Here is a 13,059-nt window from a genome sequence, read left to right as displayed (position 1 = left end):
AACCGACCCTCGTGGACATGTCGGTCGGGCGGGGGAGGCGCTCTTCGGGGCGTGATCAACAAATTGTAGATTTCTCGCCATGGCGACCACGCACACCCCCGCTTCGACCAATCCCGTCCTGCGGGTTCCCCCGGCCGCACCGGCCGATGCCGCCGCCTACTTCGCGACCAGCCTCGCCTTCCACGCCGACGTCTCGGACGTCGCCGCCGCCTTCAAGGCGCACCGGGAGGAGGGCGCCGAGCTCGGCTTCCAGCTCGTCGACTCGCGCTCCACCCCCTCCTGGGACCAGGCCCATGTCCCCGGGGCGGTCCACCTGCCGAACGCCCTCGTCGCGGAGCAGGCGGAGCGCCTCCTCGACAAGAACGTTCCCGTGGTGACCTACTGCTGGGGCCCCGCCTGCAACGGCGGCACCCGTTCCGCGCTCGCCCTGGCCCGGCTCGGCTTCCAGGTCAAGGAAATGCTCGGCGGCATCGAGTACTGGATCCGCGAGGGCTTCGAGGTCGAGACCTGGCAGGGCCGCGAACAGCGCCCCGAGGCCGACCCGCTGACGGCCCCCACGGACTCCGACGACTGCGGCTGCTGACGACGGGTCCCTTGGACGGACGGGCCGGCTCCCCGAGGGAGCCGGCCCGTCCGCGCGTATGGAGGACTCCGGCGGTCAGAGCTTGGAGAGCTCGTCCACCAGGTCGTCCAGGCCCAGCGAACCCTGGGACAGCGCCGCCATGTGCCAGGCCTTCAAGTCGAAGGAATCACCGTGCGCGGCACGCGCGTTGTCACGGCCCAGCAGCCAGGCGCGCTCGCCCAGCTTGTAGCCGATCGCCTGACCCGGCATCGACAGGTAGCGGGTCAGCTCGCTCTCGACGAAGTCGCCCGGCCGGCCGCTGTGCCGGCCGAAGAACTCCTGCGCCAGGTCCACCGTCCAGCGCTCGCCCGGGTGGAACGGCGAGTCCGCCGGGATCTCCAGGCCCAGGTGCATGCCGATGTCCACGATGACCCGCGCGGCGCGCATCATCTGGCAGTCCAGGTAACCGAGCCGCTGCTCGGCGTCCTTGAGGTAGCCCAGCTCGTCCATGAGCCGCTCCGCGTACAGCGCCCAGCCCTCGGCGTTGGCGCTGACGAGACCGACGCTGGCCTGGTAGCGGGAGAGCTGGTCCGCCACGTGCGTCCACTGCGCCAGCTGGAGGTGGTGGCCCGGAACGCCCTCGTGGTACCAGGTGGAGACCAGGTCGTAGACCGGGAAGCGGGTCTGGCCCATCGTCGGCAGCCAGGTGCGGCCCGGACGGGAGAAGTCCTCGGACGGGTTCGTGTAGTACGGGGCCGCGGCGCCGCCGGGCGGGGCGATCCGCGACTCCACGCGCTTGACCCGCTCGGCGAGTTCGAAGTGGGTGCCGTCGAGGTTCTCGATCGCCTCGTCCATCAGGCCCTGCAGCCAGGCCTGGACCTCGTCCACGCCCTCGATGTGGGTGCCGTGCTCGTCCAGGTGCTTGAGCACCTCCCAGGGACCGGCGTCCGGGAGGATCTTGGCGGCTTCCGTCTTCATCTCGGCGAGCAGCCGGTGGTACTCGGACCAGCCGTAGGCGTACGCCTCGTCCAGGTCCAGGTCGGTGCCGTTGAAGAAGCGCGACCAGCGGGCGTAACGCTCGCGGCCGACCGGGTCGGGCTTGCCCTCGACCGCGGGGGCGTACACGTCCCGCATCCAGTCGCGCAGTTCCACGACGGCGGCGGTCGCGGCGGCGGCGGCCTCGTCGAGCTCGGCGCGCAGCGCCTGGGGGCCGGCGGCGGCGAACTCGGTGAAGTAGCCGCCCTTGCCCTCGCCGTCGGTGTCCTCGGCCTGGCCGGCCCACGCGGTGAGCTGCTCGATGAAGGTGGCGGTGGGGCGCGGGCTGCCGAACAGGCCGCGGTCCAGGCCGAGCGCGAGGCACTCGCGGTAGCCGGCGTACGCGACCGGTACGGCGCGCAGCCGCTCGGCGATCGCGGCCCAGTCCTCGTCGGTGTCGGCCGGGGTCAGGGAGAAGACCTCGCGGACCGAGTGCGCGGGGGAGTGGATGTTGCTGACCGCACGCAGGTCCTCGTCGGCCTCGTGGACGGCGAGTTCGGCGGTGAGCCGATCGCGCAGCAGCCGGGCGCAGCGGCGCTCGACGTCGCTGTCGGCGCCGGGGAGGCGCTCGGCGGCGTCGAGCTTCGCGAGGGTGGCGCGGGAGAGTTCGGCGGCTGCCGCACGGCCCGCCGGGGAGAGGTCCGGGAGCTTGCCGGAGCTTGCGGCGACACCGAGGTAGGTGCCCGTGATCGGGTCGATGGCGATCAGGTCGTCGACGTAGGCGTCGGCGACCTGACGGGGCAGTCGAGCAGTGCTGTCACTGGTGAGGATGTCTGACATGTGGACATCTTCGTACGCGGGAAGGGTCCGCGTCATCACCAATGAGCGTCAGTCTGCTGTCGTACGCCATGGCAGCGGCCCGCGATCCCCCTCCTGGCACCGGCTCGGGAGGGGGATTGCGGGCCTGTCGGCCGCCGGCGCCGGAGGCGGGGCCGGGCCGGGGCCGGTGTCTAGGTCACTGCCGGCCGCGGGGCAGGCCGCGGGATTCGCCCGGGAGCTCGTACGGCAGCCGGGAGCTGACCGGGGTCGCGTCCAGCCGGGCCGTGATCACCAGGGTGCCCTCCTCGATCTGGTAGTCGAGGGGGAGGCCGAGGCCGCGCATGGCGGCGACCATGCCGGTGTTCGAGGCCTGGGTGACGGCGTACACGCTGTCGCATCCGGCCTCGACGGCCATGCCGATCAGCCGGCCCAGCAGCTCGGAGCCGATGCCGCGGCGCTGCCAGTCGTCCTCGATGAGCAGGGCCACCTCGGTCTCGTCGCCGTCCCAGAGCAGGTGGCCGAGGGCGACGAGCTTGCCGGAGGCGGTGGTCGCGGCGAGGGTGCGGCCGAAGCGCGGGCTCAGCAGGTGGCCGAGGTAGCGGTCGGCGTCGGAGACGGGGCCGTGGTAGCGCAGGCCGAGGGTGCGCTCCGAGCAGCGGTCGTGCATGGCGCGGGCCGCGGGCAGGTCGGCGCCGTCGGCGCGGCGGACGGTGATCTCGTTGCCCTCGGGGAGGGTCAGTACGTCCCGGCTGCGCGGGACCCGCGGTCCGAGCCGGGCGTCCAGCTCGACGAGCGCGCGGGCGCGGGCGAACTCGGTCGGGGTGAAGGGGAGGTAGGGCCGCTCGATGGTGATCGCGCCGCCGGAAGGGTCGCGCAGCCGCATGACGGTGGCCTCCAGGACGCCTTCGACGGGCGCGTCGGCGCCGGCGTTGGGGCGCCCGGAGAGGGTGGTCGCCGGGATCGAGTGGATGGTGCAGCGGCCGAGCAGCTGGCGCAGGGCGAGCGGCAGTTCGGCGGCGTCCAGTGCGGTGCGGGTGGCCAGCCCCAGGACCCGGGTCGGGGTGTCCACCAGGTCGTGGGCGTCGGCGCGCTCGATCCAGGTGCTGTGGCCGCCGGCGGCGGCGACGGCCCGGGTGAGGTCGGCGGAGGGGAGCTGCTGCGGGGCGCGCAGCAGGAACTCGTCCACCGTGCCGCCCTCGGGAAGGGGGTGCGTCTGGAGGGTCAGGATGTCGACCCCGCGGCCGGCGAGGGCGGTGCAGAGCGCGGCGAGGCTGCCGGGCTCGTCGCGCACGGTCGTCCGCATCCGCCACAGGGCGGGGGCCGGCGCGGTGTCCGTGCCGGCCGTACGGGCCGCCTCCGCGTCCGCCCCGGTGCCCGTGGCCGGGTCCGGGAGCGCGGTGTCCGTGGGCGGTGGCGCATGGCTGTGGCGGCGTGCCCACCAGGTGTGGAACGCCGCCGTGACCAGGAGTGCGACGGCCGAGGCGACGAGCAGGACCGGGCCGCGGGGGCCGTGCACGACGAGATTGGCGATGGCGTCGGCGACCGCGACGGCGCAGAAGAGGGCGGCGAGTTCGACGACGTCGCGGCGCCAGTGGTGGCGGTGGGGACGCTGGGAAGGGGCAGTAATACGCTCAGTCATGCAGACCACTGTGACGCAGGGGTGTTGCGTGATCACGAACGATCTGTGACCGACTGGTTAAGGATCCATCTGGCCGATTTCGCCCTGTTTTCCGGCTGATTTCAGATCCCGGTCCAGCTCCCGGCGCGTGGGCGGTCCGCCCACGGCGGTTCCGCTTGTTGTCCGACCTGCTTACTGCCCCGCCCGTCTACTGCCCCGACCGTCCACTGCCCACCCGTTTACTGGCCCACCCGCCCGGGTTGCAGAGTCCGGGAGAAGAGTACGCCGCCTCCCTGGCGGCGCAGCCGGACGGTGAGCTCGCCGCACTCCCCGTCGATCTCGACCTCCCCGTAGTACGGGGGGTTCTCGGACGGGGACATGTTGGCGAAGGGCGCGGACTGGACGTAGGCCGTCTCCGGGCCGAAGGTGGCGTCCAGCCGGCCGGCGGGGAACCCGCCCGCGCCGATGGGGCCGGAGACGAACTCCCAGAACGGCGCGAAGTCGGTGAAGGCTGCTCGCTCGGGCGCGTAGTGGTTCGCGGCCGTGTAGTGGACGTCGGCGGTGAGCCAGAGCGTGCCGGTGATGCGCTGGTGCTTGACGTGGCGCAGCAGCTCGGCGATCTGCAGCTCCCGCCCGAGCGGCGCGCCGGGGTCGCCCTGGGCGACTGCCTCGAAGTTCGCGGCCCCGTCGGCCACCACGATGCCCAGCGGCATGTCGGCGGCGATGACCTTCCAGGTGGCGCGGGACCGCGACAGCTCGCGCTTGATCCAGGCCAGCTGCTCGGGACCGAGGATGCCGATGGGGTCGTCGGTCTGGCGGCCGGGGGAGTTCGCGTTGCGGTAGGTGCGCATGTCGAGGACGAACACGTCGAGCAGCGGGCCGTAGCGCATCACGCGGTACATCCGGCCCTCGGCGCGGCCGCCGCGCAGGTCGGTGACCGGGAAGTACTCGCCGAAGGCCCGGCGGGCCCGGCCGGCCAGGGTGTCGACGTCCTTCACGGTGTAGCGGGGGTCGTCGAGGATCTGGCCGGGGTACCAGTTGTTGCGCACCTCGTGGTCGTCCCACTGGGCGAGGACCGGCACCTGGGCGTTGAAATCGCGCAGGTTGCGGTCGAGCAGGTTGTAGCGGAAGTTGCCCCGGTACTCGGCGAGGGTCTCGGCGACCTTCGCCTTCTCCTCGGTGGTCACGTTGTGCCACAGGGTTCCGTCGCGCAGCGGTACGGAGGCCTGGATCGGCCCGTCGGCGTAGATGGTGTCCCCGCTGAAGAGGAAGAAGTCGGGGTCCCGCAGACGCATTTCGTCGAAGACGCGGTAGCCGCCGAGCTCCGGGTTGATGCCCCAGCCCTGGCCGGCGAGGTCCCCGGACCACAGGAAGCGCACGTCGCGGCGGCGGGAGGCGGGGGTGGTCCGGAAGGTGCCGTGGACCGGCTCGCCGCTGCGGCGCGGATCGTCGGGGTCGCTGAGGATCACCCGGTAGTGGACCTGCTGGCCGGGCGGGAGCTCGCGCAGCGTGGTGGTGCCCGTGAAGTCGGTGTCCGGGCCGAGCAGCGGGCCGCGGTGGCGGCGCACGGCGTAGCGGAACGACTCGCTCGGGGAGGTCTCGACGTACATCCGCGCGGGGCGATCGGAACGCGTCCAGACGATGGCGGAGTGGGCGGTGATCTCGCCGGACTGGACGCCCCAGAAGGCGTTCGGCCGGTCCGAGCGGACGAAGGCGGGCACCGCCGCGTGGGCGGGAGTGGTCAGGGCGCCCGTGAGGGCGCTGGACAGGGCGAGGCCCACGGGAACGGCGAGGGAACCGCCGAGCAGGGAGCGTCGGGTGTGCGGCAGAGGTGCCATCGGTGCGTCTCCAGAGGCCGGCGGGGACGGGCCGGACCAGTGTGCTGCCGTACACCGGCCGCACACCGGACCGCCCACGTCGCGCACGCGAACCATGCGTGAACACTGATGCGCAGGGCTGACGACTAGTCAGGACCTCACCGGACAAGCTTGGTTGTGTCCAGGATGACGCGGGCGACCAGGGCCGGGTCGTCATTCATGGGGACGTGGCCGCATCCGGGGAGGGCGACGAGACGGGCGCCGGGGATGGTGTGTTTCGCCCGGACGCCCTGGCGGCGCAGGAGCAGCCGGTCGCGGCTGCCCCAGGCGATGGTGACGGGCAGATCGGGCAGATCCGCGGTGAACCGTACGGAGCCGCCGGCGGCCAGGGTCTGCTCGAAGCCGGTGGCCTCCCGCAGCGCGACGGTCTCGGCGACCACGGAGCCGGGCGAGCGCCGTCCCGGGCGCGCGTAGATGCTGCCGGTCAGCGCGGCGCGTCCGGCGGAGCTCCGGGCGAGCCGTTCCACGGCGGAGAGGGGCAGTGCGCCGGCGCCTACGCGCATCGCGCGCAGTGCGGTGAAGGCGTAGCGGCGCTCGCCCTCCGACCAGAACCCGGCGGGGGAGAGGGCGGTGACCGAGCGGGCCAGGCCGACGCGCCCCATCTCCAGGGCGAGCAGCCCGCCGAGGGAGTTCCCCGCGACGTGCGGCCGCTCCACCCCGAGCGCGGCGCAGAGCGCGCCCAGGGCCGGGGCGACGGTGCCCAGATCGTACGGAACGCCGTGCGGCAGCGGCTCCGAGACGCCGAAGCCGGGCAGGTCGACGGCGATCACGTCGTATTCGGCGGCCAGGACGTCGGTCACCGGGTGCCAGGCCTGGAGGTGGTGGCCGATGCCGTGGAGCAGCAGGAGCGGCTCGCCCGCGCCCTTGCGCTCGTAGGCGGCGGTGGTGGTGCGGGGGCCCAGCGGCGAATCGATCGTGAAGGAGACCGTGGCGGTCATGCTGCTCCTCGTCGGGGTCGGGCGGCTTCGGCGGCCGTGTGAGACGACTTGTCAGTAGTGTCTCCCGGCCGGTTACCGTCCGGTAGCCCCTGGGGGCAAGATGCTCGACTTTCGCGGTGCTCGCGAACATCCCGTGAACAGCTTGATGCATATGCCCGATCTGCCCGATAAAGCGGTGAGCATTGGTCTTGACCAAGGGGGTGCGCGGTCCTATCGTCGCAGGCATAGTGCAGGAACCTTTAATAAACAAAGGCGCGGAACTCACGCTGGAACACGGCGAGTGCGGCGATTGCAGGAGGAGTCAGGGTGGGGACCATGCAGCTCGAATCGGTGCCGGAGCCGAAGTACTTGCACCTCAAGACCGTCCTCAGCGAGGCGCTCGACCAGGACTTCGCCGTGGGCGAGATCCTGCCGAACGAGCGCGAGCTCGCCGCCCGCTTCGGTGTCGCCCGCGCGACCCTGCGCCAGGCCCTGGAGCAGCTCGAGCTCGAAGGCCGCCTCCAGCGCCGCCGCGGCGTCGGCACCACCGTCGCCCCGCCGCGCGTGGGCGTCGACGTCGGCGGTGCCCAGCACAGCTGGCCCGGCGAGAGCGTCGACGGGTGGGAGCCGGTGGACGCGGCGGAGGCCGTCGTGCCCTCCGCGATCCTGAAGCTCCTCGGAACGCCCCCCGGCGAGCTGGTGCTCGCCGTGCGCCGCAGCCGCGTAGAGCAGGGCCAGGTCCTCGCGGCCGAGCTGCTCTACGTGCCGGCCTCCTCGGTGCAGGGCCTCTCCGCGATCGACGCCCCGGCCGGTCCGGCCCGCGCCCGCGCCGTCATGCGCGAGCTGCAGAAGCTGGTCCTCGACGGGCAGGACCGCTCGGTGGAGCTCGGCTCCGCCCGTGCCGACGACGCCAAGGAACTGGACCGCCTGCCCGGCGCCCCGGTCCTGCTGGTCACCACCCGCTACTTCACGGCGGCGGGCACGGCGGCCGTCTCGGTGGCCACCTACCGTGCGGACACCTGCCGGCTGACCTTCGGCGACTCGGGCGACGTGCAGATCACCCACGACGCGCGGGTCGCGTCCTGACCGCGCGCTGATCTGGGCCGCCCCACAGGGCGGCGGCCCAGCCCGGTACCCCTCTTTCGGTGCGGCCGCGTCGATCCAGCCTCGCCGGCGTGTGAGGCGCCGGGTCCGGGGCGGAGCCCCAGGGGCTTTTCGGCCCGTCCGGCGTTCGAGGACCGGGGTCCGGGCAGCGCCCGGGGAACGGTGGAAGGGCGGGTAGGGGACTTCGCCCCGCAGGGACGCGCCGGCGCCGGCCCGCAGGCTGGACCGGGGCACCGGTATCCGTACCCCCGGAAGGGATCAGCGGCGGCGGGCGGTGACCGTCTTCTCCACCGCGAACAGCTCTTCCTCCACGTGGTCCAGCGCCAGCCGCAACGCCCCCGTGGCCACCGCCGCCTCGCCCAGCAGGGAGAGCGCCACGCGCGGCGGGCGCAGACAGTACCGCTCCAGCTCCCGGCGCAGGGGATCCAGTACGCCGTCCAGCCCGGCGGCCCAGCCGCCGACCACGACCAGCTCCGGATCCATGGCGAGGACCAGCGCGGCCACGTCGTGGACCAGCCGCTGGATGAACCGCTCCACCGCCGCCACCGCGCCCACGTCCCCGCGCCTGGCCATCGCGAAGACCTCCGCCACCGCCCGCTCGTCCAGCGGGTGCAGCGGTTCGCCGGTCGTCGACAGCAGCTTCTCGGGCGTGGCCTCGCGACCCAGCAGGTGCAGTGCGCCGATCTCCCCGGCCGCCCCGCCGAACCCGCGGTGTAGCCGGCCCCCGATCAGGGAGCCCGCTCCGGGGCTGAGTCCGGCCATCACGAAGACCATGTCGTCCGTGTCGGTCGCGGCGCCCTTCCAGTGCTCGGCGACCGCCGCGGCGTTCGCGTCGTTCTCCACCTGCACCGGGCAGCGGAACGAGCGCCGGAGCCGTTCCCCGAGCGGCAGCCCGGTCCAGCCGGGCAGGGCCGTGCCGAGGCGGACGGTGCCGTCGGCCTCCACGATCCCGGGGCTGCCCACACCGACCGCCCGCAGCGAGTCCCGGGGTACGCCCGCGCGGCGCAGCAGGTCGGCCACTGCACCGCGGACCCGATCGAGCCGCTCGTCGGCGGAGGCCGTCTCGGCGACCTCCTTGGTGCCGGCGCCGATCACCCGGCCGTCCAGCCCGGACAGCAGCACCGCGATCCGGTGCGCGCCGATCTCCACGCCGAGCAGGTGCCCCGCCTCCGCGCGGAAGCGGAACCGTCTGGCCGGGCGCCCCTGGCGCCGCGCACCCTCCTCCGCGCCCGCCTCGACGACCAGGCCCGTCCCGATGAGCCCTTCGACGACACCCTCGACGGTGGGACGCGAGAGACCGGTGACCCGGGTGAGGTCGGTGAGCGTCGGCGCTTCGGCCGCACGCAGGGCCCGCAGCACCACGGCGGAGTTGATCCGCCGCAACAGAGAAGGGTCCCCGCCGGTCAGCTGCCCCAACGTGTGTCCTCCCAGCGAGCGAGCTTGTCAGCCGGATCGTACTGCGCACCGGCCGCGGCGGCGAGAAGCGGCCCCCCATCGGCCGGAATCCGCCCTTCCCCTCGGGGGCCGGTCACGCGGGAGCGACGAACCCGGATTCGTACGCGGTGATCACCGCCTGGGTCCGGTCCCGTGCCCCCAGCTTCGCCAGGATCGCGCTGACGTGGGACTTCACCGTCTCCGTGCCCACGATCAGCTCACGGGCGATCTCGATGTTGGTCAGCCCCTTCGCCATCAGCCGGAGCACGGCCTCCTCGCGCTCCGTCAGCGCCGCCCGCTCCAGCGCCGTCCGCGCCTGCCGGTTGCCGTACTCGGCGGCCAGCGAGCGGACCGCCTGGGGGAAGAGCAGGGTCTCGCCCTCCGCCACCAGCCGGACCGCGTGCACGATCTCCGACGGCCGGGCCCGCTTCAGCAGGAACCCGTCCGCGCCGGCCCGCAGCGCCTGGTAGACGTACTCGTCGTTCTCGAAGGTGGTGACCACGAGGATCTTGGGAGGCGAGTCCACGCTCCGCAGGACCGCCCGGGTCGCCTCGATCCCGTCGAGCAGCGGCATCCGCACGTCCATCGCCACGACGTCGGGGCGCAGTTGCCGCACGAGCGGGACCACCGCGGCTCCGTCGGCGGCCTCGCCGATCACCTCGATGTCGGGCTGGGCGTCCAGGACGGCGCGCAGACCCGCGCGCACCAGGGGTTCGTCGTCGACGAGCAGTACGGTAACCGGCATCCGGTCAGCGTATTCGCTCCAGCGGCAGCCGCGTGCGCACCCTCCAACCCCCCTTGTACGGACCGGTCTCGGTGTTCCCGCCGAGGAGTGCGGCCCGCTCCCGCATCCCGCGCAGTCCGGTGCCGCCGCCGGTGATGACGGAAGGCCGGTCCGGCAGCGGATTGGTCACCTCCAGGTCCAGCCGGTCGGAGACCATGCCGATCCTCACCCGTACCGGTACGGGGCCGCAGTGCCGCAGCACATTGGTCAGCGCCTCCTGCAGGATCCGGTACCCCTCCTGGCTCACCGGGTCCGGCAACTGGTCGAGGGGGCCGACCAGTTGCGCGTCGACGGCCGCGCCGGAGGCGCGCGCGGACTCGAACAGCCGGTCCGCCTCCACCAGGGTCGGCCGCTGGGACGGCCGCTGACCGGACTCGCGCAGGACGCGCAGCACCCGGTCCAGGTCCTCCAGAGCGGCCCGGCCCGTCTCCTCGATCGCGCTCAGCGCGCGGTCCGTGAACTCCGGATCGCCCGCCGCCCGCGCCGCCCCCGCCTGGACGACGGCCACGGTCAGCGCGTGGCCGATGGAGTCGTGCAGCTCCCGCGCGATGCGGGTGCGCTCCAGCAGCTGCTCGGTCCGCACCTCCAGGGCGGTGAGCCGCTCCGCGGCCGAGGGCCCCAGCAGCCGGCGGGCGATGGCCGTGATCATGTCGCCGAGCAGGACCACGAGGACGATCAGGAGGACCGGCGGCAGCGGAGCCAGTAGCCAGGCCGCCCAGGACGGGAATCCGGGCGGTATCAGATTGTCCTCGGTGACCCTGCGGCCGAGTCCGGCCGTGATCAGTTGGACCGTCAGCATCGGCAGCCACACCGTGGCCATCATCGTGGCCAGGGAGACAACGAGTCGTATCTCCAGCCACAGCAGGGTCCGCCAGCGGTCGCTCCACGTCCGGGACCCGACGGTGCTGAAGCTGTTCTCCTCGGCCTCCGCCGCGCCCCGGGCGTTGCGCTCGGCGGGGGTGAGGAGGAACTGCGCCTGGAGCCCCTCGGCCACCCGCATCCAGGGCAGCAGCCCCATCGGTATGACGAGGACGAGCGGTACCCACGGAGCCGCGGGCTCGATGAACATCCAGACGGCCAACATCAGGATGGGCACGCACAGATGCACCCAGCGCGAGTAGGTCACGGGGCGCAGCGCGGCGCGGAACAGTCGGTGCATCCCCACATCGTCGCAGTTCGGGGCGGTGCGGCTCCTCCCCCACGTGGGGGAGAAGGAACCCTCGCATGGGGGAGGAAGAGGGGTGGGGCCGGCGGCGAACCTTGAGACATGAACAGCATCGAGATCCGAGAACTGACCAAGGAGTTCGGCCGTACCCGGGCCGTGGACCACCTCACCTTCGATGTCATGCCCGGCCGTGTCACCGGCTTCCTCGGACCCAACGGGGCCGGGAAGTCGACCACGATGAGGCTGCTGCTGGGCCTGGACCGGATCACCTCCGGTACGGCCACGATCGGGGGCCGGCGGTACACCGAACTCCCCGACCCCCTGCACCAGGTCGGGGCCCTGCTGGACGCACAGTCGGCGCATGGCGGCCGCACGGCCCGGGACCACCTGCGCTTCCTCGCCGCCGCCAACCGCATCCCGGCGAGCCGGGTGGAGGCGGTCCTGGAGCAGTCCGGAATCGCCTCGGCGGCCAAGCGGCGGATCAAGACCTTCTCCCTGGGCATGCGCCAGCGCCTCGGCATAGCGGCAGCGCTGCTCGGAGACCCCGAAGTGCTGCTCCTGGACGAGCCCACCAACGGCCTCGACCCCGAGGGCATCATCTGGATCCGCGAGCTCATGCGCGGCCTGGCCGCCGAGGGCCGCACCGTCCTCGTCTCCAGCCATCTGATGACCGAGACCGCCGCCCTCGCCGACCACCTGATCGTCCTCGGGCAGGGCAGGCTGCTGGCCGACACCTCCGTGGAGGAGTTCATCGACTCCCGCAGCACCCCGAGGGTGCGGCTGCGCACCACGGACCCCGTCCGGCTCCGGGCCACCCTGGCCCGGGACGACTTCGAACTGGTCACCGCCGAGGGCGGGCGGTGGACCGTGGACGGCATACAGGCCGAGCAGCTCGGTGTCATCGCAGCCCGCGAAGGCATCCCGATGCTGGAACTGATCGACGAGCGGGCCTCGCTGGAGCGGGCCTACCTCGATCTCACCGCGGACAGCGCCCAGTTCGCCGCCACCCGCTGACCCGTCCCTTTCAAGGAGGCTTCCCCATGAGCACCGCTCTGCCCACCGTCCCCGTCCTGCACTCGGAATGGATCAAGATACGGTCCCTGCGCGGCGCCTTCGGGGCGCTGCTGGCCATCTTCGGAGCGACGGCGGGGATCCAGACGCTGACGGCCGCGCTGATCGGCGACGCGGAGGCCGGCAGCATGGGGGACGATCCGCTCCTCGCGGCCTTCTACGGCCTCAACTTCGGCCAGATAGCCGCCTTCGCCTTCGGCGCGACCGCGTTGTCGTCCGAGTTCCACAACGGCGCCCTGCGCACGTCGCTCGCGGCGGTACCGAACCGGGCGCGGCTCTACCTCTCGAAGATGGCCGTGATCGGCGGGCTCGCCTTCCTGGTGGGTCAGCTCACCGGACTGGCCACCTTCCTCGGCGGACAGGCGTTCATGGGCCCCTACACCCTGGAGCTGGGGAGCCCGGGCACCTACCGTGCCGTCTTCGGCTGCGGTGCGTACCTCGCGCTCATGGCCCTGCTGGCCGCCGGGCTGACGGCGGTGCTGCGCAGCGCGACGGCCGTCCTGAGCCTGCTCATACCCTTCACGCTGATCGTGTCGTTCGTCTTCGCGGCGAAGGCCGGGGGCATCGCCCAGTACTTCCCGGACCGTGCGGGCCAGATGATGATGCGGCTGGACACCTCGGTGGGCCTCGCCCCCTGGGCCGGGCTCGGGGTCACGGTCCTGTGGGCGCTGCTCGCGGTGGGCGGCGGCTGGCTGGCGGTCCGGCGGCGGGACGCCTGACGCCGGAGCGGTCA

Annotated in this window: 11 protein-coding genes; 4 read left to right on the top strand and 7 right to left on the bottom strand. The window is 72.8% G+C overall.

The annotated features are described in order from the left end of the window. Positions 1 to 79: 79 nt before the first annotated feature. Entirely contained in the window at positions 80 to 583 is a 504-nt protein-coding gene (locus OG435_RS08065; protein WP_266876136.1) for a rhodanese-like domain-containing protein, read from the top strand. A 75-nt stretch (positions 584 to 658) separates the two neighbouring features. Here OG435_RS08065 and OG435_RS08060 read toward each other — a convergent pair whose 3' ends face one another. From OG435_RS08060 to OG435_RS08045, 4 genes are all read right to left on the bottom strand, one after another. Then, complete coding sequence (locus OG435_RS08060) at positions 659 to 2,377, bottom strand: DUF885 domain-containing protein (RefSeq protein ID WP_266876135.1); 1,719 nt, start codon at positions 2,375 to 2,377, stop codon at positions 659 to 661. Positions 2,378 to 2,552: 175 nt separating this feature from the next. After that, the gene (locus OG435_RS08055; protein WP_266876134.1) at positions 2,553 to 3,995 is read right to left on the bottom strand and encodes a GNAT family N-acetyltransferase; all 1,443 of its coding nucleotides are present in this window, start codon (positions 3,993 to 3,995) and stop codon (positions 2,553 to 2,555) included. 218 nt (positions 3,996 to 4,213) lie between these two features. After that, positions 4,214 to 5,812, bottom strand: a complete 1,599-nt coding sequence (locus OG435_RS08050; protein ID WP_266876133.1) for an alkaline phosphatase D family protein — start codon at positions 5,810 to 5,812, stop codon at positions 4,214 to 4,216. Between the two features lie 137 nt (positions 5,813 to 5,949). Then, on the bottom strand, positions 5,950 to 6,789 hold the full coding sequence (locus tag OG435_RS08045; RefSeq protein ID WP_266876132.1) for an alpha/beta fold hydrolase: 840 nt from the start codon (positions 6,787 to 6,789) through the stop codon (positions 5,950 to 5,952). A gap of 306 nt (positions 6,790 to 7,095) precedes the next feature. On the opposite strand from OG435_RS08045, the gene OG435_RS08040 reads away from it, so the two are divergent. After that, positions 7,096 to 7,854, top strand: coding sequence for a GntR family transcriptional regulator (locus OG435_RS08040; RefSeq protein WP_266876131.1), 759 nt, complete (start codon positions 7,096 to 7,098; stop codon positions 7,852 to 7,854). A gap of 276 nt (positions 7,855 to 8,130) precedes the next feature. On the opposite strand, the gene OG435_RS08035 is transcribed toward OG435_RS08040, so the two are convergent. The 3 genes from OG435_RS08035 to OG435_RS08025 form a co-directional block, all read right to left on the bottom strand. Beyond that, positions 8,131 to 9,288 (bottom strand): ROK family transcriptional regulator, encoded by a 1,158-nt coding sequence (locus OG435_RS08035; protein ID WP_266876130.1) that lies wholly within the window; start codon positions 9,286 to 9,288, stop codon positions 8,131 to 8,133. A 112-nt stretch (positions 9,289 to 9,400) separates the two neighbouring features. After that, on the bottom strand, positions 9,401 to 10,051 hold the full coding sequence (locus OG435_RS08030) for a response regulator (RefSeq protein WP_266876129.1): 651 nt from the start codon (positions 10,049 to 10,051) through the stop codon (positions 9,401 to 9,403). A 4-nt stretch (positions 10,052 to 10,055) separates the two neighbouring features. Continuing rightward, on the bottom strand, positions 10,056 to 11,249 hold the full coding sequence (locus tag OG435_RS08025) for a sensor histidine kinase (protein ID WP_266876128.1): 1,194 nt from the start codon (positions 11,247 to 11,249) through the stop codon (positions 10,056 to 10,058). Positions 11,250 to 11,357: 108 nt separating this feature from the next. Between OG435_RS08025 and OG435_RS08020 the strand changes: the two genes are divergently transcribed. Both OG435_RS08020 and OG435_RS08015 read left to right on the top strand, forming a co-directional pair. Next, positions 11,358 to 12,269 (top strand): ABC transporter ATP-binding protein, encoded by a 912-nt coding sequence (locus OG435_RS08020; RefSeq protein ID WP_266876127.1) that lies wholly within the window; start codon positions 11,358 to 11,360, stop codon positions 12,267 to 12,269. A gap of 26 nt (positions 12,270 to 12,295) precedes the next feature. Then, positions 12,296 to 13,045, top strand: a complete 750-nt coding sequence (locus OG435_RS08015; RefSeq protein ID WP_266876126.1) for an ABC transporter permease — start codon at positions 12,296 to 12,298, stop codon at positions 13,043 to 13,045. The last annotated feature ends 14 nt before the right edge of the window (positions 13,046 to 13,059 follow it).

This window comes from Streptomyces sp. NBC_01264 (assembly GCF_026340675.1).
Lineage (GTDB): Bacteria > Actinomycetota > Actinomycetes > Streptomycetales > Streptomycetaceae > Streptomyces.
The sequence above is the reverse complement of the archived record's forward strand: the minus strand, read 5'-3'. Positions and strand labels throughout refer to the sequence as shown.